The 24807-nt window shown below is 63.2% G+C and carries 21 protein-coding genes and 1 pseudogene; 12 read left to right on the forward strand and 10 right to left on the reverse strand.

The window, feature by feature from the left end; all coding sequences use genetic code 11:
* Nucleotides 1-292: 292 nt before the first annotated feature.
* Nucleotides 293-826, forward strand: coding sequence for a universal stress protein (locus NCT04_RS27670; RefSeq protein ID WP_250468877.1), 534 nt, complete (start codon nt 293-295; stop codon nt 824-826).
* Here the strand turns inward: NCT04_RS27670 and NCT04_RS27675 are convergent.
* The gene (locus NCT04_RS27675) at nt 793-1539 is read right to left on the reverse strand and encodes an IclR family transcriptional regulator (protein WP_250468879.1); all 747 of its coding nucleotides are present in this window, start codon (nt 1537-1539) and stop codon (nt 793-795) included. The two genes, NCT04_RS27670 and NCT04_RS27675, sit on opposite strands and share 34 nt — an antisense overlap.
* A gap of 146 nt (nt 1540-1685) precedes the next feature.
* Here NCT04_RS27675 and NCT04_RS27680 point away from each other — a divergent pair, with 146 nt between their 5' ends.
* Nucleotides 1686-2873 carry a fumarylacetoacetate hydrolase family protein gene (locus tag NCT04_RS27680; protein ID WP_250468881.1) on the forward strand — a complete coding sequence of 396 codons (1188 nt, stop codon included), beginning with the start codon at nt 1686-1688 and terminating at the stop codon, nt 2871-2873.
* An 85-nt stretch (nt 2874-2958) separates the two neighbouring features.
* On the opposite strand, the gene NCT04_RS27685 is transcribed toward NCT04_RS27680, so the two are convergent.
* Together NCT04_RS27685 and msrC are read right to left on the reverse strand one after the other, a co-directional pair.
* Nucleotides 2959-3936 carry a substrate-binding domain-containing protein gene (locus tag NCT04_RS27685; protein WP_250468883.1) on the reverse strand — a complete coding sequence of 326 codons (978 nt, stop codon included), beginning with the start codon at nt 3934-3936 and terminating at the stop codon, nt 2959-2961.
* 245 nt (nt 3937-4181) lie between these two features.
* Entirely contained in the window at nt 4182-4745 is a 564-nt protein-coding gene (msrC, locus tag NCT04_RS27690) for a free L-methionine (R)-S-oxide reductase MsrC (RefSeq protein ID WP_250468884.1), read from the reverse strand.
* Between the two features lie 328 nt (nt 4746-5073).
* Here msrC and NCT04_RS27695 point away from each other — a divergent pair, with 328 nt between their 5' ends.
* The 4 genes from NCT04_RS27695 to NCT04_RS27710 all read left to right on the forward strand — a co-directional run bounded on the left by NCT04_RS27695 (nt 5074) and on the right by NCT04_RS27710 (nt 9931).
* Complete coding sequence (locus NCT04_RS27695) at nt 5074-6315, forward strand: ROK family transcriptional regulator (RefSeq protein WP_250468886.1); 1242 nt, start codon at nt 5074-5076, stop codon at nt 6313-6315.
* Complete coding sequence (locus NCT04_RS27700) at nt 6305-7864, forward strand: sugar ABC transporter ATP-binding protein (protein WP_250468888.1); 1560 nt, start codon at nt 6305-6307, stop codon at nt 7862-7864. Before NCT04_RS27695 ends, NCT04_RS27700 begins: the two co-directional genes overlap by 11 nt.
* 19 nt (nt 7865-7883) lie before the next feature.
* On the forward strand, nt 7884-8900 hold the full coding sequence (locus NCT04_RS27705; protein WP_244829893.1) for an ABC transporter permease subunit: 1017 nt from the start codon (nt 7884-7886) through the stop codon (nt 8898-8900).
* Nucleotides 8901-8980: 80 nt separating this feature from the next.
* Nucleotides 8981-9931: an ABC transporter substrate-binding protein gene (locus tag NCT04_RS27710; RefSeq protein WP_250468890.1), complete on the forward strand. Its 951-nt coding sequence runs from the start codon at nt 8981-8983 to the stop codon at nt 9929-9931.
* Nucleotides 9932-10006: 75 nt separating this feature from the next.
* Here NCT04_RS27710 and NCT04_RS27715 read toward each other — a convergent pair whose 3' ends face one another.
* Nucleotides 10007-10924: an NHL repeat-containing protein gene (locus NCT04_RS27715; RefSeq protein ID WP_250468892.1), complete on the reverse strand. Its 918-nt coding sequence runs from the start codon at nt 10922-10924 to the stop codon at nt 10007-10009.
* A 135-nt stretch (nt 10925-11059) separates the two neighbouring features.
* Here NCT04_RS27715 and NCT04_RS27720 point away from each other — a divergent pair, with 135 nt between their 5' ends.
* Genes NCT04_RS27720 through NCT04_RS27730 form a run of 3 tightly spaced genes read left to right on the forward strand, consistent with a single transcriptional unit; the run spans nt 11060 to nt 12533 of the window.
* Entirely contained in the window at nt 11060-11545 is a 486-nt protein-coding gene (locus NCT04_RS27720; protein WP_250468894.1) for a molybdopterin-dependent oxidoreductase, read from the forward strand.
* Nucleotides 11542-12108: a nitrogen fixation protein NifQ gene (locus NCT04_RS27725; RefSeq protein ID WP_250468895.1), complete on the forward strand. Its 567-nt coding sequence runs from the start codon at nt 11542-11544 to the stop codon at nt 12106-12108. Before NCT04_RS27720 ends, NCT04_RS27725 begins: the two co-directional genes overlap by 4 nt.
* 35 nt (nt 12109-12143) lie before the next feature.
* Entirely contained in the window at nt 12144-12533 is a 390-nt protein-coding gene (locus tag NCT04_RS27730; protein ID WP_244829888.1) for a winged helix-turn-helix domain-containing protein, read from the forward strand.
* Here the strand turns inward: NCT04_RS27730 and NCT04_RS27735 are convergent.
* Nucleotides 12530-13867, reverse strand: coding sequence for a DUF2325 domain-containing protein (locus tag NCT04_RS27735; protein WP_250468897.1), 1338 nt, complete (start codon nt 13865-13867; stop codon nt 12530-12532). The genes NCT04_RS27730 and NCT04_RS27735 overlap by 4 nt on opposite strands.
* A 248-nt stretch (nt 13868-14115) precedes the next feature.
* Here NCT04_RS27735 and NCT04_RS27740 point away from each other — a divergent pair.
* Nucleotides 14116-14334 (forward strand): annotated as a pseudogene (locus tag NCT04_RS27740) (biotin/lipoyl-containing protein); the annotation flags it as partial.
* A gap of 171 nt (nt 14335-14505) precedes the next feature.
* Nucleotides 14506-15915, forward strand: coding sequence for a dihydrolipoyl dehydrogenase (gene lpdA, locus NCT04_RS27745; RefSeq protein WP_250469500.1), 1410 nt, complete (start codon nt 14506-14508; stop codon nt 15913-15915).
* 6 nt (nt 15916-15921) lie between these two features.
* Here lpdA and NCT04_RS27750 read toward each other — a convergent pair whose 3' ends face one another.
* Entirely contained in the window at nt 15922-19407 is a 3486-nt protein-coding gene (locus NCT04_RS27750) for a response regulator (protein ID WP_250468899.1), read from the reverse strand.
* 416 nt (nt 19408-19823) lie between these two features.
* Here NCT04_RS27750 and NCT04_RS27755 point away from each other — a divergent pair, with 416 nt between their 5' ends.
* Nucleotides 19824-20123, forward strand: coding sequence for a DUF4148 domain-containing protein (locus NCT04_RS27755; RefSeq protein ID WP_244829885.1), 300 nt, complete (start codon nt 19824-19826; stop codon nt 20121-20123).
* A 37-nt stretch (nt 20124-20160) separates the two neighbouring features.
* Here NCT04_RS27755 and NCT04_RS27760 read toward each other — a convergent pair whose 3' ends face one another.
* The 4 genes from NCT04_RS27760 to NCT04_RS27775 all read right to left on the reverse strand — a co-directional run bounded on the left by NCT04_RS27760 (nt 20161) and on the right by NCT04_RS27775 (nt 24784).
* Nucleotides 20161-20487: a hypothetical protein gene (locus NCT04_RS27760; RefSeq protein WP_250468907.1), complete on the reverse strand. Its 327-nt coding sequence runs from the start codon at nt 20485-20487 to the stop codon at nt 20161-20163.
* A gap of 93 nt (nt 20488-20580) precedes the next feature.
* The gene (locus tag NCT04_RS27765) at nt 20581-20799 is read right to left on the reverse strand and encodes a hypothetical protein (RefSeq protein ID WP_244829883.1); all 219 of its coding nucleotides are present in this window, start codon (nt 20797-20799) and stop codon (nt 20581-20583) included.
* A gap of 79 nt (nt 20800-20878) precedes the next feature.
* Nucleotides 20879-21622 carry an acetoacetyl-CoA reductase gene (gene phbB, locus NCT04_RS27770; RefSeq protein WP_244829882.1) on the reverse strand — a complete coding sequence of 248 codons (744 nt, stop codon included), beginning with the start codon at nt 21620-21622 and terminating at the stop codon, nt 20879-20881.
* 846 nt (nt 21623-22468) lie between these two features.
* Nucleotides 22469-24784, reverse strand: a complete 2316-nt coding sequence (locus NCT04_RS27775; protein WP_250468909.1) for a cytochrome P450/oxidoreductase — start codon at nt 24782-24784, stop codon at nt 22469-22471.
* Nucleotides 24785-24807: the final 23 nt, after the last annotated feature.

The following is a 24807-nucleotide window of genomic DNA, read 5'->3' on the forward strand; positions in this document are numbered from 1 at the left end:
CCTCGGGTTCTGGACCTGCGGATGGACCACGCGCAATCGACGCCGCGTGTGCGGGGCGCCCGTGCGGAATCATCCGAGGGCAGGCAGCAAGCAAATCGTGTTCCGCGATGGCATTTGTCCGCTTGGCGCGAACGTGCGGGCGGGTTGGCATGAATTTGCGCTTGCCGCGTAAGTGCGACGGCCGGAAGCTTTTAAATGCGCGTTGTAGAAGTTTCCACGCCGCTCATTCGCTCCTAACTCTGTGCGCCGATCATGCGTTTCATCGAATCGAAACTCTGCAACGGAGGCCATCATGTACAAGCACATTCTCGTCGCGGTCAGCACGAGCCTCAGCGAAAGCGCCCTGACCACTGCCATCTCGCGCGCCCGCGACTGCAACGCGCGCCTCACCGCGCTGCATGTGGTCGATCAGACGCCGTGGTGGGCCGTCGTCACCGCCGAGTGCAATTTCGCGGAGACCGCCGCGGTCATCGACGATCACGCGCGCGCTGTCACGCGCTATAGCGCCCGGATGATCGAGCGCGCGGGCATCGATGGCGTCGCGCGTAGCATCACGCTGCCGCCGCATGGCGTGAGCATCGGCGAGGCAATTGTCGATGTTGCAAGCGAGATCGGCGCGGACCTGATCGTTTTAGGCGGCGAAGCGGAAACCGGCTGGAGATTTGGCGAAGCGCGCATGCGCGACGTGATCTGCACGCATACGGCATGCGACGTTCTGATTGCATCGCATGGCGTGGGGCACGTGTTCGATACGGGCGAAATGCAGGCGATCGAAGCGCGCTTCACACAAGCTCACAGCGCCCCGCGCAACAACGCCGCAAGCTGAACGATGCCCATTGAAATCTGCTTTTCGCGCTTTGCATCGAGTCTTCCGATGGGCACGCTCGTCGATACCGCCACGCGCTTGCCCGCCGGCGTCATGCCGACATAAGCCGCGAAACACGCAAGCCCTTCCGTCACTTCCTCGCGTTCGAGCGCGAGACCGCTCGTGCGAATAGACGCGAGCTCGCGCAACAGCGCCGCGCGCCGCGTGATGGTGCGCGGCGTTACCGCTTCGAGACGCTCGGGCAGGCGTTCGCTGATGGCATCGTCTGTGAGACCGGCCAGCAGCGCCTTGCCGAGCGCGCAGCAATGCGCGGGCAGCCGCGAACCGAGATCCGATACGAGCCGCACCGGCCGATGCGCGTCCTCGCGCGCGACATACACGACCTGCACGCCATCCAGCACGGCAAGCTGCACGACCTCGTTATGCGTGTTGATGAACGCGCCCGCGCCCTCGCGAAACGCCGCCTGCAGCTTGTCGTGACGCACGTACGCGTTGCCGAGCTCGAACAGGCCGACGCCGACCACGTAGCCATCGTCGCGCTTCTCGATCCACTGCATGCGCGCAAGCGTCTCCAGCAGCAAATAGAGCGTGCTGCGCGACAACCCGGTGGTTTCGGCGAGCGTGGCGGCGCGCACGGGCTTGGCGGCGTCGGCGAGCGTCTGAAGAATGCCGCTCGCGCGGCGCAGCGCGGGCACGTCGTAGGCTTTATCCATGTCGATGGTCGCGGTTCATACTGACCGGAAGCGAGATTGAGACCGCGCATATTCCAACAGGTTGGATAAACATGCAACCCAATGGACACTAACGCACCTGCGGGCTACGATCGTTTTCCCTTTTCCCGTGCACGGTGATCCCACTCATGCAGCCCGTTTCCCTTTCCGCGTATTTGCCCGAAGACTTTGCCGATGCCTTGCTGATCGGCCGCGTATGGCGTCCCGCGCCGGTGAACGGCCCGGCGGTCGTTGCCGTGCGCCGGGGCGAAGTGTTCGACATCACGCGCGCCGCGCCGACCACAGCCGATCTCTTCGACAATCCCGACGCCGTGAACATCGCGCGCACGGCTGAAGGCGAACGCCTCGGCACCGTGGAAGATTTGCTGCAAGCCACGCTCGATGCCGCAACCGACAGTCCACGCCTGCTCGCGCCCTGCGACGTGCAGGCGGTGAAGGCGTGCGGCGTCACCTTTGCGGTGAGCTTGCTGGAACGCGTGATCGAGGAACAGGCGGGCGGCGATGCGACGAAGGCGAAGGAAGTTCGCGAGACCATCAACAAGTTGATCGGCGCGGATCTTTCGAAGATCAAGCCCGGTTCGGAGAGCGCGGCCAAGTTGAAGGCGGAGTTGGAGCGGCGCGGCGCGTGGTCGCAATACATGGAAGTGGGCATTGGGCCGGACGCGGAAGTGTTTTCGAAGTCGCAGCCGATGTCGTCGGTGGGCTTTGGCGCGGACGTGGGGCTTTATCCGACATCGCAATGGAACAACCCGGAGCCGGAGATCGTGCTGGCGGTGAACGCGCGCGGAGAGATCGTTGGCGCCACGCTTGGCAACGACGTGAATCTGCGCGATATCGAAGGCCGTAGCGCGTTGTTGCTCGGCAAGGCGAAGGACAATAACGCTTCGTGCGCGATCGGCCCGTTCGTGCGCCTGTTCGACGAGCGCTTCACGTTGGACACGGTGCGCGGCACGACTTTGTCGCTGCGCATCGAAGGCGCGGACGACGATTTCGTGCTCGAAGGCGTGAGCCATATGAGCGAGATCAGCCGCGATCCCGCCGACCTCGTCAAGCAGACGCATGGCGCGCATCACCAATACCCGGACGGCTTCATGCTGTTCCTCGGGACGATGTTTTCGCCGATCAAGGACCGCGACACGCCGGGCGGCGGCTTTACGCATCATCTCGGCGACGTGGTGACGATTGCCACGCCGAGTCTGGGCGCACTCGTGAACACGGTGCAGCTTTCGACGGAAGTCGAGCCCTGGACGTTTGGGGTGCGCGCGTTGTATCGGAGTCTGGCGGCGCGTGGGTTGTTGGGCGGGGCGGCGGGTTGAGCGTTAGAGGATCGCCTGAACTTCAGCCTGCGCGCATGGCCCATCTGGCGACGCGCAGGTCATCGAGCGACAGCAGGCATTACGATCACGCGCCCAGCCTCGGCAGGCGCTTCATCCCCTTCGCCACCACCTGCACCGGCGTCTCCATGTACGGCGACAAATCCCGCTGTCGCCGTTTCTCCAGTAGCGCCTTCACGGCGACATCCACGCCGAATACCGCCTGACGCGCACCGAACTGCTCGACCGTCGCAAGCAGGCGCCCGTCTTCCAGCATCGGTTGCACGGCGTCGATGTTGTTATAGCCCGTGACCAGCACGCGGCCTTTTTTCCCGGCGATGCGAATGGCATCGATCGCGCCCATCGCGAGGGTATCGTTCGCGCACAACATGCCGCGCAAGGTCGGGCGCGTGTAGAGCATCTGCAGCGCAATGGACTTGCCGCTCGCGAGACTCCAGTCGCCCGCGTCGGCGGCCGCGACGCGCACGTTCGCCGCGTTCATCGCATCCCTGAAGCCGATGGCGCGCTGCTGCGCGTTGCGGTCGTTCGCCGGTCCTCCGATGATGCCGACTTCATCGCCTGCTTTCAGCTTCGAGCCGAGATAATTGCCGACGAGCCGCGCGCCCCGGCGGCTGTCCGGACCAACGAAGGGAATGGTGAACGCCGGGTCGTCGGCGTCGTCGTCGAATGCGTTGTCGATGGCGATCACGATGATGCCCGCGCGTATCGCCTTCGTGGCCGAGGGAAGCAGCGCTTTCGAGTCCGTCGGCGCGATCACGATGGCCTGGACCTTCGCATCGATCAAAGACTCGACGATTTGAATTTGCGCGGCGACGTCGTTGTCGCCCTGCGTGCCGCGCGCGATCAGATCCAGTTGCGACGCGAAATGGCGCTGGTAGTTGTTTGCGCCGTCGATCATGGACACGACGAAAGGATCGTTCACCGACTTCATCACGAGCGCGATGGTAGCGCGGCCATCGGCGGCGCGCGCATCGCGAACACGTACCAGGCCGCTCGCGCTCAGGGCGCACGCGGCAAGCAGACGGCGGCGGGCAAGGCTCGGCATCGGAATGGAGGGCGTTAGGGTCGCCCCATTGTAGCCGCAGGCGGGGAAGACGCTTGCCGAAACGCAGCGAACTACCGCGTGGCGACGTTCGACGGATGGATTGCGTTGAGCGGAGTGATGACGCGCACGGCCAGCGAACTATTGCGTGATCGCTCCCACTGCGTGAGGTGCGTTGAGCGGAGTAGCGCCGCAGGCGTCCAGCGAACTACCGCGTGATCTCGACCGAGAGCGTGTCTCGCGTCGAGCTAAACGGAAACTGCAAGCGCGTACCGCGCCGATTGCGCGCTGTCCGATGTCCGCCACCAACCCTTCGCGCGCTTGCTCCACGCAATCGCTACGAACGCCGTGCACAGCGCTTCCATGCCCGTGGCGTCTTCATCGTCGAAGCGGCCGGGAATCGGGCTATCCACATCCCATACGCCGATCAGAGCGCCAGCGGCATCGACGAGCGGCACGACGATCTCCGAACGCGACGCCGAGTCGCACGCGATATGACCCGGAAACGCCTCGACATCCGGCACGACTTGCGTGCGCCGGTCGCGTGCCGCCGTGCCGCACACGCCGCGTCCAAGCGCAATTCGCACGCACGCCGGCTTGCCTTGAAACGGCCCGACGACGAGCTCGGCGCCGTCGAAAAGATAAAAGGCCGCCCAATTCAAATCAGGCAGCGAGTGAAAAACCAGCGCCGAAAAGTTAGCCGCGTTGGCGATGAAATCGCTTTCGTCCGCCAGCAGCGAGCGCACCTGTTGAAGCAGATCGTCGTACTGGGCAGTTTTACTCGCGTGGGCCGACTGAGAGATCGAAAACATGATGGCGCAACCGCAATGTCGAAAAGTGTCGCCGACGATAGCACAACGCTCATCGCCACGCAGGCAAAGGCACGGACGCCCGAAACTTGGAACTGAAGGGTCTATCGCCTAGTGTGAAAGGCGCACATTCGTCGGGAGCGTTGCTTGCATCGCATGCCACGGATGGTTTTCATTCGCTGCTTAAAAGCAGGCTTGGGGAATTCCCTCACTTTACAAGAACGCGCCGCCGTCTTTAAATAAATCAACTTGATTTAATTAATGCCCCGCATGAGGGCGATACGAGACAACGAGCGGCGCTTCGTGCGCTGACTCGACAGGAGACAGGCGCGTGAAACCAGCAAGCGGCAGAGGCAGCAACTCCGCGAACGTCCGGCGCTACAACGAACGCCTGCTGTTGCAAGCGCTGCGGCGCACCGAGCCCGCATCGAAGGCCGATCTCGCGCGTCACGCGAATCTGACGAGCACAGCGGTTGGTAGCATCATCGAATCGCTCGGCAAGGCCGGGCTTATCGAGTACACCGGACGCCGGATCGAAGGCCAGCGCGGTCAGCCGGCCGCGCTGATCCGGCTCGATCCGCGCGGCGCGTTCGGTATCGGCGTGCGGCTGGACCGCACCGGCATCGAGACGGTGCTCGTCAATTTCGCGGGCGACGTGCTCGGGCGCAGCGCCATCGACATGGTGCTGCCGCATCCGTCGGTCGTGCTCGAAATCGTGCGGCGCGATGTCGAACAGATGCTCGCGCTGCTTAGCGCGTCCGAACGTGAACGGCTCGCGGGCATCGGCATCGCGCAGCCGTTCAATCTCGGCAGCTGGCTGCGCGAACTCGGCCTGCCCGCCGAAAACTTCCGCGCCTGGGACGAAACCGATTTCCCCGACGCCCTCTCGCGCGCGCTCAACCTGCCCGTCTTCAGCGAAAACGACGGCAACGCCGCCGCCACCGCCGAACTGTTCTACGGTCACGGCCGCACGTGCGACGACTTCATCTACCTGTTCCTGGGCTCGGCGATCGGCGGCGGCATTGCCATCGACGGCGATTGTCTGCGCGGCGCATCCGGCAACGCGGGCGATATCGGCGTGATTCCCGTGCCGCCAAGCCGCCTGCCCTCCGCCCCGCAACCCGCTGGGCAGTGGGACATTTTGCTGTCGCGCGCCTCGCTCAATGCGCTCGTGCGGCATCTGCACTACAGCGGCGCGGCGGCGGACAACCGCGTCGACTTGCAGGCGTGCATCGAACAACGCCTGCCCGCCGTCGACGAATGGATCGAGGACTGCATCGAAGCCCTCGCGCCCGCGTTGCGCGCAACCTTGTGCGTGCTCGACGTGCCGATGGTCGTGATCGATTCCGACATCGACGGCGGCCTGCTCGACCGGCTCGTTGCACGCCTCCGGACCACGATGACCGCCAACGCGCCCGAGGCACGCGGCACGCCCGCGCTCGTGCGCGGCACCTTCGGCCCGGATGCGGGCGCGATCGGCGCCGCCACGTTGCCCATGTTCTACAACTTCTCCCCGCGCGCCGGCTTTCGCCACGCGGGCATCAAAACGCAAGAGGTGAACCATGCCGCATGACACCGCGGACCCACGTACGCCGCTTCTGGAAATGCGCGGCATCAGCAAGACGTTTCCGGGCGTGCGCGCGCTGAACGACGTGCGTCTTTCGGTCTTTCCAGGCGAAGTGCATTCGCTGATGGGCGAAAACGGCGCGGGCAAATCCACGCTCATGAAAATCCTGTCGGGCGCATATCAGGCCGATGCAGGCGGGCAGATTCTCATCGATGGCAAGCCGGTCGTCATCGACGGTCCGCTCGCGGCGCGTGCGCTCGGCGTCGCCGTGATTTATCAGGAACTGAGTCTCGCGCCCAATCTCTCGGTGGCCGAGAACATCTACGCGGGCCGCGAACTGCGCAAGGGCCGAGGTCCGTGGGCCGTCGTGGATCGCGCCGGCATGGAGCGCGGCTGCGTGGACGTATTGAAGCGGCTGGGCGCGTCGTTCAAGCCGCACACGCTCGTCGGCGATCTTTCCATCGCGGAACGGCAGCTCGTGGAAATCGCGCGCGCCGTGCACGCCCACGCGCGCATCCTCGTGATGGACGAGCCGACCACGCCGCTCTCATCGCGCGAAACGGACCGGCTGTTCGAGCTCGTGCGCACATTGCGCGCGGAAGGCATTGCGATCATCTACATCAGCCATCGCATGGCGGAGATTTACGAGCTGTCGGATCGCGTTTCCGTGCTGCGCGACGGCAGCTACGTCGGCACGCTGAAGCGCGACGAACTCTCCGCCGAGAGCCTCGTGAAGATGATGGTGGGCCGCGACATCTCCGGCTTCTACAAGAAGGAACACGCGCCTTACGATCCCGGCAAGATCGTGCTGTCGGTGCGCGATATCGCCGACGACCGCCGCGTGCGCGGCTGCAGTCTCGAACTGCACGCGGGCGAAGTGCTCGGCATCGCGGGACTCGTCGGCGCGGGACGCACGGAACTCGCGCGCCTCATCTTCGGCGCGGAAGAACGCACGCGCGGCGACATCCTGATGCACGGCAAGCCGCTCAAGGTGCGCACGCCGCGCGATGCCATCGACGCCGGCCTCGTCTATCTCACCGAAGACCGCAAGGGTCAGGGCTTGTTTCTCGACATGAGCGTGCGCGACAACATCAACGTCGCGGTCGCGGGACGCGATTCCAAGATGGGCGTGATGGACATCGCGCACGGCAACAACCGCGCGCGCGAGGCAATCGCCGCGCTCACCATCCGCGTGCCGAACATGCGGGTGAACGCGGGCGCGTTATCGGGCGGCAATCAGCAGAAGGTGCTGCTATCGCGTCTGCTCGAAACGCGGCCGCACGTGCTGATCCTCGATGAACCGACGCGCGGTGTCGACATCGGCGCGAAGTCGGAGATTTATCGAATCATCAACGAACTGGCGCGCTCGGGCGTCGGCCTCATCGTCATTTCGAGCGAGTTGCCGGAAGTGATCGGCGTGGCCGACCGCGTGCTCGTCATGCGCGAAGGCCTGATAGCGGGCGAACTCGGCGGACATTCCGGCAAGCCGATTTCGCAGGAAGGGATCATCGAACTGGCGACGGGCTCGAAGGTCAAGCTCGATCAGGCCGCATAAAAGCACATTGGAGAGAGACATGGCTAACACCACCAAGCAGGACAACGTCGGGCCAGGCGCGGCGGAACGGCAGACGCGCATCGAACATCGCGAGCGCATGCAGGTCCTGATGCGCACCGCCGGCATGTTGCCGGTGCTGATTCTGCTGTGCATCGGCTTCGGCATCGTCACCGACGGCTTCTTCAGCCTGCAGAACATGTCGATCGTCACGCAGCAGGCGTCGATCAACATCGTGCTCGCGGCGGGCATGACCTTCGTCATTCTCACGGGCGGCATCGACTTGTCGGTCGGCTCGATCCTGTCCGCGGCGGCCGTCACCGCGCTGCTCGCGTCGAACCTGCCGCATCTAGGCTGGCTCGGCATTCCGGCCGCGCTTGCCGTCGGTCTCGGCTTCGGCGTGGTCAACGGGCTGCTGATCTCGCTGCTCAAACTGCCGCCGTTCATCGTGACGCTCGGTTCGCTCACGGCGGTGCGCGGCATTGCGCGGCTCATCGGTAACGATACGACCATCTTCAACCCGCAGCTGTCGTTCGCGTTCATCGGCAACGACACGGTGCTCGGCGTGCCGTGGCTCGTGATCATCGCGCTCGCGGTCGTCGCCATTTCGTGGTTCATTCTGCGCCGCACGGTGCTCGGCCTGCGCATCTATTCGGTCGGCGGCAATCCGGAGGCGGCGCGGCTCTCGGGTATCAAGGTGTGGGGCATCCAGCTTTTCGTCTACGCGATGTCGGGACTGCTCGCCGGTCTCGGCGCGGTGATGTCGGCGGCGCGGCTCTATGCGGCGAACGGTCTGCAACTCGGCCAATCGTATGAACTCGATGCCATCGCCGCGGTCATTCTCGGCGGCACGAGTTTCGTGGGCGGCGTGGGGTCGATCGTCGGGACGCTGGTCGGGGCGCTGATCATCGCCGTGCTGTCGAATGGACTCGTGCTGCTCGGCGTGTCGGATATCTGGCAGTACATCATAAAGGGGCTCGTCATCATCGGCGCGGTGGCGCTCGACCGTTACCGTCAGCGCGGTTCGGCCCGAACCTGAAGTTTCGCTTTGAAAACACCGGGCGCATGCAGGTCCGCCTGCGCCCGTCCAACTCGAATGGACCCACTGGAGACAACAACATGCGCAAACACAACAAGCTTTTCGCCAGCGTCGCACTCGCAGTCGGTTTTTGCGCGGCGCTGCCCGCCGCGCAGGCCGCCGACAAGCAACTGAAGTCGGTCGGCATCACGGTCGGCTCGCTCGGCAATCCGTACTTCGTGACCATCTCGCGCGGCGCGGAAGCCAAGGCCAAGCAGATCAATCCGAACGTCAAGGTCACGGCGGTATCGTCGGATTACGACATGAACAAGCAGTTCACGCAGATCGACAATTTCATCTCCGCGCACGTCGACATGATCCTGCTCAACGCGGTCGATCCGAAGGCGATCGAACCCGCCGTGAAGAAGGCGAAGGCGGCGGGCATCGTGGTGGTCGCGGTCGACGTGGCCGCTGCCGGAACGGACGCCACCGTGCAGACCAACAACGTGCAGGCGGGCGAACTCGCATGCGATTTCCTCGCGAAGAAGCTCAACGGCAAGGGCAACGTGGTGATCGAGAACGGGCCGCAGGTTTCGGCCGTGACGGATCGCGTGAAGGGTTGCAAGGCGGAACTGGCGAAGAATCCGGGCATCAAGGTGCTATCCGACGACCAGGACGCGAAAGGTTCGCGCGAAGGCGGCATGAACGCGATGCAAGGTTATCTCACGCGGTTTCCGAAGCTCGACGGCCTCTTCGCGATCAACGATCCGCAAGCCATCGGCAGCGATCTCGCGGCGAAGCAACTGCGTCGCAACAATATCGTGATCACGTCGGTGGATGGCGCGCCGGATATCGAAAACGCGCTCAAGACCGATACGCAGATTCAGGCTTCCGCGAGTCAGGACCCGTGGTCGATGGCGCAGCAGGCGGTGAGCGTCGGTTATGACTTGATGAACGGCAAGAAGCCGAGCAGCACGATGATCCTCATGCCGTCGACGCTCGTCACGCGCGAAAACGTGGCGAATTACAAGGGCTGGTCGTCGCCGCGTTGAGGTTCGACGTGACGTAGGCGCGAAAGAAGGCGGCGAATGCGTCGCCTTCTTTTTTTGGGTCGACCTTGGGCTCGCTCATCTGATCGGCAACACGCGCAGCGCGCTCGTCTTGCCCGACGACGCACCCGCGCGATCCACCGCGATCAGCCGCTTGCGCGCGACATCGACGGCCACGCCGCGAGGCGCGTCGAAGTCGCTGGCGATGACCGCCGCCGTACCGCGCTTCGACACACTGCACAACGCGTGCGCGCCGCATTTCGTGTAGAGCGTGCCATCGGGCGATGCGGCCATGAGATCGGGCGCATCGACGGTGGCGAACACATTGGTGGCCTGCACCGGGCCGCCCGCCGTGCGCGCGTCCTGCAGATCGACCTTGAAGATGCGGTTCGCCGCCTGATCGCTGATGAACAGCGTGTCGCCGACGACCGCGAGGCCCACCGGCTTCTTCAGGCCGATGACGAGATCGCGCTCGGTCACGCTGCCCGGCGTCGCGCCGCGCGTGATCAGGCTAACGCCGCCCATCGACGGCGCATCGCCTTCCTTGCCGAACCAGCTCGACAAAAACGTGCCGCTGTCCAGGACGACGAGCCCGAGGCGGCGTCGCGACGGGTTTGCATCGGCGGCAAGTGCGACTTGTCCGCTCGCGGCGATGTCGAACACCGCGCTGTTCTTGCCGAAGCCGAAGCGCTCGACGAGCAGATGTCCATTCGGCGCAAACGCAATCTGACTGAGCGCGCCGCGCTCGCCTTCCTGCGCGGGAATGCGCGCGTAGAGCGAAAAGTCGGGCGATGCATCGTCGAGATTCGAGGTCATCACGATGCTGTTGGTCTTGTCGTCGGTGACGAACACCGCGCCATCCGACGCGCGCACCGCGACGCCGTTCGGCGAGCCGGAAAGCGGGACCGTCTGCGGCGCGCTGACCGAGCCTCCGCCCGAAGTGCATGCGGCGGTGACGAACGCCAAAATCGCGATCCACGCAGGACGACGGCTCATGAAGGCTCTCCTGTAGGCCGGAAACGATAGTTGTGAATAATGCCGCATCCATGATCATCATGCCGCGAAAGGCATGGCATCGTACAATCTGCCGTAATATATTCAGCGATACATCGCATCCGCCCGGTCATCGCCATGAATCACGCGCATTCGCTCAGCCTTTCACCTGTCGTTCAGATTGGCGGCGCGGTCGAACGTCCGCTCGTGCTCGATGTCGCCGCCTTGCGCGAGTTTGCGAGCGCGAGCATCGATCCCTTCGATCTCGTCTGCTTTTCGACCGGCCGTTATATTCGACCAGTGGAACGATATCAGGGCGTGCAGTTGCGCGTGCTGCTCGACGCCGCTGGCGTGCGCCGTCCCGGCAGCACGGATTTCAAGCGCACCGTGTTTCTCGCGCATGCGCACGATGGCTATGCGGTGACGTTTTCCTGGCATGAGCTTTTCAACACGCCCGTGGGCGAGCAAGTGATCGTGGCGTATGCGTGTGCGGATCGCGAACTCGGCGTCGAAGATGGCCTGCCGGTGCTGGTGTCCGGCGCGGATACGGTGCACGCGCCGCGCCACCTGAAGCGGCTGGTACGCGTGGATGCCCACGTGCTCGGCAGCGGCCACTCGCCATGAACGTGAACGCGGCGGCGCGCGCCCTTCTCGCTCGCGCGGCCCATGCAGCCGTGCCCGATACGGTGTTGTTCGCGCGGTTGATCGGCGCGCGCATGGAAGCCGGCGATGTATCGCTGCTCGGCCTTAACAAGCCGGAACTCGATGCCCTGACCACGCGCCATTTCACGCAGACGATCGACGGCGATCATACGCCGCCGTGGACGCCGCACCGCGTCTTCGTACACGATCTTCATGCGCTTCTGATGCGCCATGACGTGACGCTGACACATTCTCCCGACGACGCGCATTGTCTCGCGATGATCATCGCCACGGCGTGCCTGCGTCCCGACCATTTATGGCGCGATCTCGGACTCGATGGCCGCGCCGATGTCAGCGCCATGCTCGAACGCCATTACCCCGCGCTCGCCGCGCTCGCCGCGCTCGCCGCGCGCAACGTCGACGAAATGCGCTGGAAGAAGTTCCTCGCGTACGAGGTGGCGAGCGCAAACGGCGTTGCGCCGACCTGCGCGCCGGGCTGTCCGGGTTGCGAGGATTACCGCTTCTGCTATCCGTTTCGCCAGTAGCGTTCGGAGGGTCTCGTTCGTGTATTCTCTCGGGCATGGCCACATCCCTCAAAACGAAACCTGCGGCGACGGCCCAAGAAGCCGTCGAAGTGCGCTTTCGCATGCGCATCCGCAAAGGTGAAGCAATCGCGCTCGGGCCGGGCAAAGTGGTGCTTCTCGAAGCCGTGCGCGAACACGGTTCGATCTCGGCGGCGGCGCGTAGTCTCGGCATGTCGTATCGGCGCGCGTGGCTGCTCATCGACGAATTGAACCGCTCGCTGAAGTCGCCCGCGACCGTCTCGGAGCAAGGCGGCCAGAGCGGCGGCGGCTGCGTGTTGACGCCCGTGGGCGAACGCATCGTGCAGCTTTACCGCGATATCGAAACCGAAGCGCACGCCGCGTGCGCCGGACACATCGGCGCACTGACGAAGCTCCTCAAGTCCTAACCGTGGCGCAGGCAGAACGCCGAACGCGGCGGCGCGCTCGTGCGGGTCACGCGCTCGTCGACATCCAGCCGCGCGACGAATTCCACGAAACTCGCCACGCTCGCCGTGCGCAACGGCGCGTAGTCCACGCCGTGACGGTCGCAGACGCGCTTCAACGTGTTCATCGAATCATGGTCGATGCAGTCCACCGGAAACAGCACCACGTCCGCGTTCGGCAGCGCGGCGGCGAGCAATCCCTTGCGATCCTCGATACCGCCATCGTGCACGGTGAGCGCGCCGCCTGCCGTTTCGACGAGCGACTTCAACACGGCGTTCGAGTTCGGTCTGCCGCCCACATAGACGATGCGTTTGCCGTTCACCCAGTCGAAGGCGCGCTGACGCGTGTCGGACGCTTCGGCGTTATCGAGCGTCGCGCGTTCCAGCGCCGCGCATTCCGCCTGCACGACTTTCAATAGCGCTTGTGCCTCGGCGAGCCGCGCGCGCAGCGTCTCGGCTTCGCCCTCTTCCTGCTGCGCGCGCCGTTCCGCGGCTTCGCGACGGCTCGTATGCAGCGCGAGACGGCGCTCGCCTTCCTCGGCCTTTTCGCGCAGGCGTCGCACTTCTTCCTCGAGTTCGCTCGGGTCCGTCTCCGGCTTGCGTTCGCCTTGCGCCGCGAACTCGCTCAACTGGCGCAGCGACGCGTCGCGCTCGCCGCTCACTTCCAGCAGACGCGCCTGCTGCCGTTCGATCTTGTCGCGCAGCTCCGCGTTCTCTTTTTCGAGCGCCACGAGACGCCGGATATCCGCGCGATTCGCCGCGCCCACGAGATGCGAGAGCATGTGCAGCTCGCCAAACGCCGACTGCCGCACTTCGATATTCGCGTGCGGATGCGTCATCAGCGCCCAGTAGGCGGGCGGGATGTCGCCGGACTTGAGCGCATCGGACCAAAGGTCGAGGAGTGCGTCGCTGCTGCGCGCGGCATCGAAACGGCGGAGCGCGCCTGAATAACGTTCGTCGAGCGCCTTGTTGAGCGCCTTCGCGCCCGCGCCGCCCGCAATCGCCAGTTCGACCGCCGCGTGGTGAATGTCGAGATCGCTCGCGTGATGACGATCCAGGTTCGTGAACTTCGGCACCAGCTTGCGCAACTCGTTGGTGGAGAGACAAGTACCGATAATCGAGCAATGCAGATGCGAATCCAGCTCGGAGAGCCGCACGCGCTTCCTCGCGCCGCGCGCGTCGGCAGCCACGGCCGCGACTCGTTGCGGCTGCGGCTGCGGCTCGCAACATGCGTCGGACGTGTGCGCGTGCATGCCGGTGCGAGTCGGGCGGGCAAGTGGAAACGGAGGGGCCTGCATGATCACCTCATGTTCGATCGGGCGGGAATGGTCGGTCCGCGTCTGTTTTCGCAATATACCACCGAATATAGCGAGGGCCGTCCGGCAAGCGGCAGTGCGGCGAGCGTGCCGCACACGGCGTATCCTGTGGCTTCTGCGCGGCCGGGACGGACAAAACGGATGCAAACAGATCCAAACGGATGCAAGCGCCCCGCCCTTCGCCGCCGCACGGTTTCCATCGCACAAGCATGCTCACAAGGAGAATCTGAATGGCAAGGGTTGAAGTCAAGGTTCCGCAGCTTTCCGAGTCCGTCACCGAGGCAACGCTGTTGCCCTGGAAAAAGAAAGCGGGCGACCCGGTGACGCAAGACGAAATCCTCGTCGAACTGGAAACCGACAAAGTCGTGCTGGAAGTTCCCGCGCCGTCGTCCGGCGTGCTGGGCGAGCTTCTCAAGAAGGAAGGCGATATCGTCCACGCGGATGAAATCCTCGCCGCCATCGATACGGAAGGAAAAGCCGCAGCAGCGCCCGCGCCGGCTCCGGCTGCCGAGAAGCCGGCCGCCGCGCCTGAAAAGCCCGCCGCCGAACAACCGGCCGCTGCCGCAGCACCCGCGCCCGCGCCTCAAGCCGAATCCAGCGAGAAAGCCGACTACGACGTCATCGTGATCGGCTCCGGTCCCGGCGGATATATCGCCGCGATCCGCGCCGCGCAACTCGGCTATTCGGTCGCGTGCGTCGAAGAGTGGATCAACCCGGCCGGCAAGCCGAAGCTCGGCGGCACGTGCTTGAACGTCGGCTGCATTCCGTCGAAGGCGCTGCTCGCATCGTCGGAAGAATTCGAGAATGCGCGACTGCATCTGGCCGATCACGGCGTGAACGTCGAGAACGTGAGTTTGGATCTGACCAAGCTGATCGGCCGCAAGGAAGCGATCGTCGAGAAGATCACGGGCGGCGTCGAGTTCCTTTTCCGCAAGAACAAGATCACCTGGCTCAAGGGCCACGGCAAGCTCGCGGGCAAGGCTGGCGGCAACTTCACTATTGAAGTGAGCGGCGGCGACAAGGACGGCAGCCATACGGCGAAATACGTGATCATCGCGACGGGTTCGAAGGCGCGTCATTTGCCGAACGTGCCCGTGGATAACCGCATCGTCTCCGACAACGAAGGCGCGCTCGCCTTCGATTCCGTGCCGAAAAAGCTCGCCGTGATCGGCGCAGGCGTGATCGGTCTGGAACTCGGTTCGGTGTGGCGGCGGCTCGGCGCGGAAGTGACCATACTCGAAGCGCTGCCGGACTTCCTAGGCTCGACCGACACCGCGCTGCAAAAGGAAGCCGCCAAGCAATTCAAGAAACAAGGCTTGACGATCCACCTCGGCGTGAAGATCGACAGCGTGAAGACGAGCGACGCGGGCGTCTCCGTGTCTTACAAGGACAAGGACGGCAACGCGGCGACGCTGGATGCGGACCGTCTGATCGTCTCCATCGGCCGCGTGCCGAATACGGCGAATCTCGGTCTCGACTCGATCGGGCTCGCCGCCGATGAGCGCGGCTTCATCCCCGTCGATGGCCATTGCGCGACCAAGGTGCCGAACGTCTATGCCATTGGCGACGTCGTGCGCGGCCCCATGCTTGCGCACAAGGCCGAGGACGAAGGCGTGCTGGTGGCGGAGATCATCAACGGTCAGAAGCCGCACATCGATTACAACTGCATTCCTTGGGTGATCTACACGCATCCGGAGATTGCATGGGTCGGTCAGACCGAGCAGGCGCTGAAGGCCGAGGGCCGCGAGTTCAAGGCCGGCCAGTTCCCGATGATGGCCAACGGCCGCGCGATGGGCATTGGTGAAACGGACGGCTTCATCAAGGTGATCGCCGATGCGAAGACCGACGAGATTCTCGGCGTGCATATCGTCTCGGCAAACGCGTCGGATCTGATTGCCGAAGCCGTGGTGGCGATGGAGTTCAAGGCGGCGTCGGAAGACATCGGCATGATCTCGCACCCGCATCCGTCGCTGTCGGAGGTGATGCGGGAAGCGGCGCTTGCGGTGAACAAGCGCGCGCTCAACATCTAAAGCCGCTCAGACTCGCCGCGGCATCCACACCCGCAATAGCGAATACAGCCGATCCACATCGATCGGCTTCGCCAGATAATCGCTCGCGCCCGCGGCGAGGCATTGCTCCTGATCGTCCTTCATCGCCTTCGCGGTGATCGCGATGATCGGGAGCTTCTTGAAGCGCGCATCTTCGCGGATGCGTCGCGTCGCTTCCAGTCCATCCATGCCGGGCATCATCACGTCCATCAGTACGACGTCGATGTCCGCGTGCCGGTCGAGCGCCTCGATGGCTTCGAAACCATTGCGGCCGATCGCCACTTTCAAACCCTGATGCTCCAGCGCGCTCGATAACGAAAAGATGTTGCGGATGTCGTCGTCCACCAGCAGCACGCGGCGTCCGTCGAGCACGCGGTCGCGCGAACGCGAGACGTGCAGCATCGCCTGGCGATCCGCCGACAGGTCGGATTCGACCTTGTGCAGGAAGAGCGTGACTTCATCGAGCAGACGTTCCGGCGAACGCGCACCCTTGATGATGATCGACTGCGAATAACGCATGAGTTCCGCTTCTTCGTCGTGAGTCAGATTGCGGCCCGTGTAGACGATCACCGGCGGAAACGACAAGGCATCCGTCGACGCCATCTGCCGCAGCAGATCGCCACCTTGCATGTCGGGCAGCTTCAGGTCGATGATCATGCAGTCGAAGATGGTCGTCTTCAGCAACTCCAGCGCGTCCTTGCCGAACTCGACAGGCGTGATTTCTACGTCCTGATCGCTGATGAGTTCGACGATGCTTTGCCGCTGCCGCGCATCGTCCTCGACCAGCAGCACGCGCTTGATCTTCTGACTGCTCTTGTCGGCGAGCCGCTGGAAGATGCCCATGAGTTGTTCGCGCGTGGTCGGCTTGACCGCGTGGCCGATCGCGCCGAGGTGCAGCGCGGCCTCGCTTCTGTCCGACGCCGACACGACATGCACGGGAATATGCCGCGTCTTCGGGTTCGCCTTCAACTCTTGCAGAACGACGAGCCCCGAGCGATCCGGCAAGCCGATATCGAGCAGAATCGCGCTCGGCGAACGTTCTTGCGCCAGCCGCAGCGCTTCGCCCGCCGTGCCGCTCACGATGCAGCGATAACCCAGCTCGTGGGCCAGATCGAGCAGCACTTGGGCGAAGCTCGCTTCGTCTTCGATGACGAGCACGAGGCGCCGGCCGGCGGCTGCGGCGTCGAGCCGGTCGTCGTCGATCACGGGCGTCGGTGTGACCAACGCGGCCACGTCATCGAGTGGCGCACTGGGCGTCTCCACCGGAACGGGCGCGGGTGCAGGCACAGGCGCCACGAGTTCGAGCGCGTTTTGCACGGGCGGCGTGAGGGCGTCATAGATGACCGGCATCGTGAGCGTAAAGGTGCTGCCCACGCCCGGCGTGCTCTGCAACGCAATCGACCCGCCGAGCAGATGCGCGAGACTGCGCGAGATCGACAAGCCCAGACCCGTGCCGCCGTAGTGACGGCTCGTGGTGCCATCGGCTTGCTGGAACGCTTCGAAAATCGCTTCCTGCTGATCCGGCGCAATGCCGATGCCCGTATCCGTCACGACGAACTGCACCGCGTCCTTGCCCGCGTTCTTCAGCGTGAGCGAGACCGTGCCCGAGTCGGTGAACTTCACCGCGTTGGCGAGCAGATTCTTGAGTATCTGTTCGAGCCGGCGGAAGTCGGTCGTGAGCGTCGGATACTGCTCGATGTCGTTGCGCAGTTCGAGCTTCAGCTTCTTCTGACGGGCGAGCGGCTCGAAGGTGCGCGAAAGCGTATCCACGATGCGCTGCACGGGCACATGCTCGATGTGCAGATCGAGCTTGCCCGCTTCCACCTTCGACAAGTCGAGAATGTCGTTGATCAGATTGAGCAGATCGTTGCCCGCCGAATAGATCGTCTGCGCGTACTTGATCTGATCCTGCGTGAGATTGCCGTGCTTGTTCTCCGAGAGCAGTCTCGCGAGAATCAGCGAGCTATTGAGCGGCGTGCGCAACTCGTGCGACATGTTCGCCAGGAACTCGGACTTGTAGCGGCTTGCGCGCTGCAAGGCCTCGGCGCGCTGCTCCAGCACTTCCTGCGCCGAGTTCAGCGCCGCGTTGCGTTCGTCGAGCACGCGCGCCTGTTCCGCGAGTTGATCGTTGGTCTGTTCGAGCTCGGCCTTCTGGTTCGCGAGATACACCTGCGCCTGCGACAGCGCGTTGGTCTGTTGCTCCAGTTCCTCGTTGGTCGTGCGCAGTTCTTCCTGTTGCGTCTGCAACTCTTCGTTCAACTGCTGCGTCTCTTCGAGCACTTGCTGCAAGCGCTCGCGATACTGCGCCGCCTCCACGAAGTCGCCGATATTCCCCGCCACCGACAACATGAACTGGCGCTCGCGTTCCGTGAGCGCGTGCATCGCGCCGAGTTCGATGGCGCCGTTTGCCTCGCCCTCGTTTTCGATCGGGACGACGACGAGGCTCGTCGGCGTGGCCGAGCCGAGCGAAGAGGTGACCTTCCAATAGCCGGCCGGCACTTCGTCCACGTTCGTCAGGCGCTTCGAATGCACGGCCTGCCCGACGAGACTCTTCACGCCCGCGAGCGTCTGCGGCGACGTCTCGCTGTCCGGGTCGAAGCCGAAGCTCGCGGTGCGCCGGAGCGCGCCGTCGACATCGACGACGTAGAACGCGCCTATCGATACCTTGAGGTAGTCGGCCAGAAAGTCGAGCACCGTCTGGCACAACTGGTCGAGCGACTGCCTGCCGATCACCTGCGCCGCGAGCAGCGTCTGTCCCTCGCGCAGCCACGCCTGCTCCTGCAACGCGCGCGTCTGCTTCTCGTGTTCGCTGAGTGCCAGGCCATACGCGTTCGAAAGCTGCAAGAGTTCGCGGCGGCCGAAGACCGCCAGAATCACTGAAAGCGACAGGCTCAGCACGAGAAACACGATGACGGTGATGGTCGTCAGTTCCTTCGCCGACTCCACGCGCTGAATCCGCAGCGTCTGCTCGATGTTGAGAAACGCGTCCAGCTCGCGCACCGTCTCGGCGCGTTCCGCCGCACCGCCTCCGGCACGCATCTGCGCGAGCGCATTGCCGTTGGCGCGACGCTCGGCGATCACGGCATCGGCGACCTTGTCCCATTGTGTCTGCAACGCGCGGATGCGGATCATGCGGTCCACTTGCGGCGTGTTGTCCGAGACGAGCGCGGCGAGCGTATCGATATCGGCGGTGAGCTTGGGTTTGGCGGTCTCGTAAGGCGCGAGGAAGCTCTCGTCGCCGGTGAGCAGATAGCCGCGTACCGCGCTTTCCTTCTCGCCGACGAGCCGCCCGATTTCCTGCGTATTGCCGATCACGCGTTCCGAGTGCTCGACCCAGTCGATGCCTGAGAGCAGATACAACACGAGAGCGACGAACGCGACTGCGGTGACGATGCCCGTCCCCAACGGCAGCGCGATATTTCGCAAGAGAATGCGACGAAACGTGGTTTCATCGACACCGGACCGCAATGGCATGGACAACTCCGATGGATATGGTTTCGTGAATGATGCTCGGGACGCGGCGCACGTAATTGCGCGCTTCGGCCGACGCGCATGTGAAGATTTTTTTCAAATCAGGCCGGTGCGAATCATAACCGGTCGGCGCGTGGAAACGCTTGACGGCGCTTGATCGCATCGCCCAATACGAACACGCCTTTCGACCCGCGACGTTGCCCAAACCGGCACGTCCGTTCGCGCTCTTTCACTTTGCTGAACAATTGCGCGGACCACCTTACAATGCACGGCAGCGGCGGGCGGCGCAATCCAAATGGTGAGCGCACGCCGGTCGCTTGGCTTTGTCTGTTCGCTGGTGCTTCTGATTGTGACTGTGCTTATAACCGACCTCGGCGGCCGGTCCCGGCCGCACGAATCAATCGACTTTTGGAGAGGATATGAAAGCAACGCTTGCCAGTAAGCTCGTCGTTTCCGTCATCGTGGCTGCATTCGGTGTTTCCGTCGCGCCGCTGTCTTTTGCTCAGACCAGCAGCACGACGGACGCGACTCAAGCCGCACCGTCGACCAAGGCGCAACGTAAAGCCGCCCGCAAGCAGGCACGCGCGAAGAAGAATGCCGAACTGAAGAAGCTCGAAGACGCGGGCTACAACCCCGCGAAGCGCGATGATTCCACGTATCCGCAAGACGTCCAGAACGCTCAGAAGAAAGCGGGCATCGGACAAGGCGCAAGCCAGTAAGTCGCTGTGAAGCTCCCGCGCCTTCGGGTGCGGGAGTTTAATCGCGCGCTGCTTGCTCCGCGCGCGCCACGCAACTGAACGATACCGTCGAAGTCTGTTCTTCGAGCGAGCGTATGCCGCTCGTCGCTTCGGATCGGATCGACACGCGTTGATCGCGTTGCTTGCAGTAGTCGTTGGCGGCGTCCATTGCGGCACTGCGCGCGGTCGACCAGGACATGCGAGTGCCGGTCGCCTTGCCGGTCACGGTGTAGACATCTGGCTGCGAGCCGGCCGTGACTTCGCTCGTGGTCCCGCACGCGGTGAGTGAAAGAGCGAACGCGAACGCGCCGCACAGACGCGCGAGTGTGAAGAATGGTAAAGACATACGCTTGAAATGAGCCGTGATTGATGTACGGCCCGCATATTACAAGCGCCCGCGATTTTCTTCACGGGTCAGAGGAAACACAGCGCCTGCGCTTCAGGATTGCGCGATGCGATCGAGCAGCCGCTGAAGCCGCGTATGCTGACTCGGCGCGAGTCCCGGCGTCGATAGCGCCTGCACGACGCGGTTGCGCCAGTAAGTCTTCGAAAAAAGCGAATTCGCGCCTTCGAGATTCAGCACCTGTTCGAGATGCTCGATCGCGGAATCGAGATGACCGATGTTGTAGACGGCGGCATCCGCGCTGAGTTGGTTCATGGACTCACCCGTATCGACATGTCGGACGTCATCGACGCGCCACGCGCGATTGAACGCATGACGCGTCGCTCCTTGCTCATCAATGCATGTGCTGGCCGCCGTTGATGGCGATATTCGAGCCGGTCACGAAGCCTGCGTCTTCCGAGCACAGGAACGCGACGAGCGCCGCGACTTCTTCCGGCTTGCCAAGTCGCCCGGCTGGAATCTGCGGAAGGATCTTCGAGTCGAGAATGTCTTGCGGAATCGCGGTCACCATCTTGGTGGCGAGATAGCCCGGCGAGATCGTGTTGACCGTCACGCCCTTTTTCGCCACTTCGAGTGCGAGCGACTTGGTAAAGCCATGCATGCCCGCCTTCGCCGCCGAATAATTGGTCTGCCCGACTTGCCCCTTCGATCCATTGACCGACGAAATATTGACGATGCGGCCCCAGCCGCGCGAGACCATCTCCTCGCAAACCGGCTTCGTCATATTGAAGACGGAATCGAGGTTCGTGCGCAGGACGGAATCCCAGTTCACCTTGCTCATCTTCTTGAAAGTCGTGTCCTGCGTGATGCCCGCATTATTCACGAGGATATCGACGGGACCGACTTCATGCTGGATTTTCGCGACGCAGTGCTGGCTGGAATCGTAATCGGCGACATCCACTTCGTAGGCGCGAAAGGCGCGGCCCTGACGATCCATGTTCGCGAGCCACTCGGACGCCGACGCGTTTCCCGGCGAATGCGTCACGACGACAGCGAAACCCGCATCGTGCAATTTGATGCTGATGGCTTCGCCCAGTCCGCCCATGCCGCCCGTTACCACTGCAATTCGCTTGGTCATTGATGATAGCCCTCGTTACGTTTCTCTCAGATTGATGATGTTCAACTGCTTCTCGCGCCGCACTTTTGGTTTGCGGTCTCGCGGCGCGAAAATGTCATGCAAAAGCATGCTTGCCCGAAATGTTCGGAAAGCGCCCTCCAGTTCGCGGCGATGCAGCCTTTAGCGCGCTGCGCCTATGCATTCAGTCGACGCAACGACAAATTCAGTAATGTCGATTAAGAAAGTTTTGCACCAAACGGTGCACCAACTTGCTTGCAAAAATCTAGTGGTCCATTTAATGGACCTTATTGAAAATCTCTCAGGTTCAGCGTTTGACCTCGCGTACCTCCGGCTGTGCAAGAATCGCGAGCAAGCGACTCCGTCGCACGGATATCGTGCGAATGCGCAAACGGAGACATGAAGTTGTTCGATGAATGGTGCTTGTGCGTCGCACCAATTGAGACTGATTTTAAACGACAAAGGTGGACAATAAATTACGTATTACTAGGTAATAACCCTAGTTAAAGTAAAAAGTCCCTCGGCTTACAGGCAGGGTGCATTGTCTAAAGGACCGCACGGCCGTTCATTAATCATCTTATTCAGCCGAAATCTTGCATGACATTAATCCGTCCTATATGGACGGGCATCTGCAGATAAGCTGTGTGATCACAATTCACTATTTGGATCGTTACAAATATGCTTTGGTTATCACAAAACATTCCGAAAACTTATACGAACGATGACGGAGCGGAATATCAACATTTCACCGTTGGGTTAATCGGCTTTTCGATTGATAAAGATCGGGCGTATGAGCGACCTCTTTATATGCGCTCAAGCGCCGCACATAAAGTTCGCCCCAGCCGATTATCAAAGCTCCAAAACAAGCCGTGATCCTTTCGCGCGTGAGCAGCACGTCATCATGCGGCGATTCGATTGCCGCTCTGCTCTAGTCAGGACCACATCGCGATGATCGATTTCTCCGTCGAGCACGCGCACTTCGCAAGAGCCGCATAAACCTTCTTCGCAATCGCTTTGCACATCGACGTTTGCGCGCCTCAGTGTCGCAAGCAAAGTTTCCCCCGCTCCAACCGTCAGCGTGAAGCCGGAGTCCTTCAGTTCCACTTCGAACGCGTGCTCGCTGCCGGAATCGAGTGCACTGAGTGTCGATTCGAAATGTTCCGTGGTGAGCGCGTCTTCCGGCCACGCGTCGCTGACTGCGGCGAGCGCATCGAGCATGCGCGCGGGACCGCATGCGTAGACTTGCGTGCCGCCATCGACGTGCAGCGACGCGAAGTCGATGCGCTCGCCTTCCGCCGACACATACACACGCAGACGGTCGCCATGAAGCGCGGTGAGTTCATCGACGAACGCCATCGACGCGCGCGAGCGGCCGCTGTAGTGCACTTCGTATTCGATGCCAACGGCGCGCGCGCGCCGCGCCATCGCACCGATCGGCGTAATGCCGATACCGCCCGCGATCAGCACGAGCCTGTCAGCGGTCTCGTCGAGCCGGAAGTGATTGCGCGGCCCGCGAATGCGCCAATGCGCGCCGGGCTTCACATTGCCGTGCACCCATGCCGAGCCGCCGCGACTCTCCGTCTCGCGCAGCACGGCGATCTCGAACACGCCGCGCTCGTCCGGGTCGCCGCACAGCGAATACTGCCGCGAGAGTCCCGTGTCGCCGCAGACGACATCGATATGCGAACCCGCCGTCCAGCGCGGCAGCGCGCGGCCATCGGCGGAAGCGAGACGCACGCGCACGACGCGATCCGCGCACGCCTTTACGCTTTCGACGATCACCGGCCGGCTCACCGCATGCGCCGACGGCTCGCCGATCCGCACCACTTCGCGCGCATCGCGCACCGACGCGTCCGCGCGCTCCGGGTTCATCGCCGGGTCCCATTCCACGAACACGTGCTCGGGTCCGCGAAACGATGTGTTCGGCACATAGGTAAAGCGCTGCTCCGCGAGCTTCATGTGCGGCAAACGGCGCGTGAGTTCGTCGAGGAAAATCTGCATCTCCATGCGCGCGAGATTCTTGCCCATGCATTGATGCGCGCCGTAGCCGAAAGTCAGTTGATCGCTGGCGTTTTCGCGGCGGATGTCGAAGAGGTCGGCGTCGGCGAACTGATGCTGATCGTGATTCGCCGATGAGGTCACGATCAACAGCTTCGAGCCCGCCGGAATCGCGATGCCGCCGATGACCATGTCCTTCGTCGCGAGCCGCCGCCACGCCGCGACCGAACCGTTGTGGCGCAAGCATTCCTCGACCGCGTTCGGAATGAGGCTCGGGTCGTCGCAGATGTCGCACCACGCGTCGGGATGTTGCAGCAGCAGCTTCATGGCGTTGGCGGTCGCGTTTGCGGTGGTTTCGTGCGCGGCGACGATACCCGCCATCATCATCGAATGCAGATAGGAGTCGGTGACGACTTCGGGCTGCTCCTTTTGCTTGCGGATGCCGTACTGCATCCAGCCGGGACCGGACGGATCTTCGCGCATCTTGTCGAGCACCTTGCCCGCGTACTGCCAGAAATTGCCGACCGCGTGCGCCACGGCGACCTGCTCTTCGGGCTTCGGACGGCCCCATGTATTGACCGTATGCGCGATCGAGTAGCGGCGCAACGTGTCCATGTCTTCCTCGGGCACGCCGAGAAAATGCAGCGCGACGGTGAGCGGCACTTCCCAGAGCATCTGATCGACGAGATCGGCGCGGCCATCGTCGATAAAGCGATCGACGTAGCTGCGCGTGAGCGCGCGGACCATCGGCGCGTGATGCGCGAGCTCGTCGGGCGTGAAGGGCTCCATCAGCGCGCGGCGGCGCGGCATGTGCGCGGGCTCGTCTTCGTTGACGAGCGTGCGGTTGAGCGCAAACCCGTAGGACGCGAGGACGGCGTTGGCTTCGGGACCCGTGGGCGTGATCTTTTCGAGCGCGATCGACGGACTGAACGTGAGGTTGTCGCGGAAGATCGCCTTGATGTCGTCGTAGCGCGTGACGACCCAGTAGCCGAGCTTCGGACTATAAAAGACGGGCTCCTGCTCGCGCGCCCAGCGAACATATTCGGGCGGATCTTGCTGATAGCCGTCGCCGAAGGGATCGAAACTGGCCGCGCGCGAGCTGACAGGGCAGCCGTTCGGGGCGAGAGAGGCATCGTCGTGCAGGGGGCATTGCGGCGCGCTGCTCATCTTCGTCTCCTGTGTTCGTGCTC

It is taken from the genome of Caballeronia sp. GAFFF2 (assembly GCF_023631485.1).
In the GTDB taxonomy this organism is placed as follows: Bacteria; Pseudomonadota; Gammaproteobacteria; order Burkholderiales; family Burkholderiaceae; genus Caballeronia.

Coding starts and splice junctions, on each gene's coding strand:
- NCT04_RS27670 (WP_250468877.1), top strand. CDS start 293: ATGTACAAGCACATTCTCGTCGCGGTCAGCACGAGCCTCAGCGAAAGC.
- NCT04_RS27675 (WP_250468879.1), bottom strand. CDS start 1,539: ATGGATAAAGCCTACGACGTGCCCGCGCTGCGCCGCGCGAGCGGCATT.
- NCT04_RS27680 (WP_250468881.1), top strand. CDS start 1,686: ATGCAGCCCGTTTCCCTTTCCGCGTATTTGCCCGAAGACTTTGCCGAT.
- NCT04_RS27685 (WP_250468883.1), bottom strand. CDS start 3,936: ATGCCGAGCCTTGCCCGCCGCCGTCTGCTTGCCGCGTGCGCCCTGAGC.
- msrC (WP_250468884.1), bottom strand. CDS start 4,745: ATGTTTTCGATCTCTCAGTCGGCCCACGCGAGTAAAACTGCCCAGTAC.
- NCT04_RS27700 (WP_250468888.1), top strand. CDS start 6,305: ATGCCGCATGACACCGCGGACCCACGTACGCCGCTTCTGGAAATGCGC.
- NCT04_RS27705 (WP_244829893.1), top strand. CDS start 7,884: ATGGCTAACACCACCAAGCAGGACAACGTCGGGCCAGGCGCGGCGGAA.
- NCT04_RS27710 (WP_250468890.1), top strand. CDS start 8,981: ATGCGCAAACACAACAAGCTTTTCGCCAGCGTCGCACTCGCAGTCGGT.
- NCT04_RS27715 (WP_250468892.1), bottom strand. CDS start 10,924: ATGAGCCGTCGTCCTGCGTGGATCGCGATTTTGGCGTTCGTCACCGCC.
- NCT04_RS27720 (WP_250468894.1), top strand. CDS start 11,060: ATGAATCACGCGCATTCGCTCAGCCTTTCACCTGTCGTTCAGATTGGC.
- NCT04_RS27725 (WP_250468895.1), top strand. CDS start 11,542: ATGAACGTGAACGCGGCGGCGCGCGCCCTTCTCGCTCGCGCGGCCCAT.
- NCT04_RS27730 (WP_244829888.1), top strand. CDS start 12,144: ATGGCCACATCCCTCAAAACGAAACCTGCGGCGACGGCCCAAGAAGCC.
- NCT04_RS27735 (WP_250468897.1), bottom strand. CDS start 13,867: ATGCAGGCCCCTCCGTTTCCACTTGCCCGCCCGACTCGCACCGGCATG.
- NCT04_RS27750 (WP_250468899.1), bottom strand. CDS start 19,407: ATGCCATTGCGGTCCGGTGTCGATGAAACCACGTTTCGTCGCATTCTC.
- NCT04_RS27755 (WP_244829885.1), top strand. CDS start 19,824: ATGAAAGCAACGCTTGCCAGTAAGCTCGTCGTTTCCGTCATCGTGGCT.
- NCT04_RS27760 (WP_250468907.1), bottom strand. CDS start 20,487: ATGTCTTTACCATTCTTCACACTCGCGCGTCTGTGCGGCGCGTTCGCG.
- NCT04_RS27765 (WP_244829883.1), bottom strand. CDS start 20,799: ATGAACCAACTCAGCGCGGATGCCGCCGTCTACAACATCGGTCATCTC.
- phbB (WP_244829882.1), bottom strand. CDS start 21,622: ATGACCAAGCGAATTGCAGTGGTAACGGGCGGCATGGGCGGACTGGGC.
- NCT04_RS27775 (WP_250468909.1), bottom strand. CDS start 24,784: ATGAGCAGCGCGCCGCAATGCCCCCTGCACGACGATGCCTCTCTCGCC.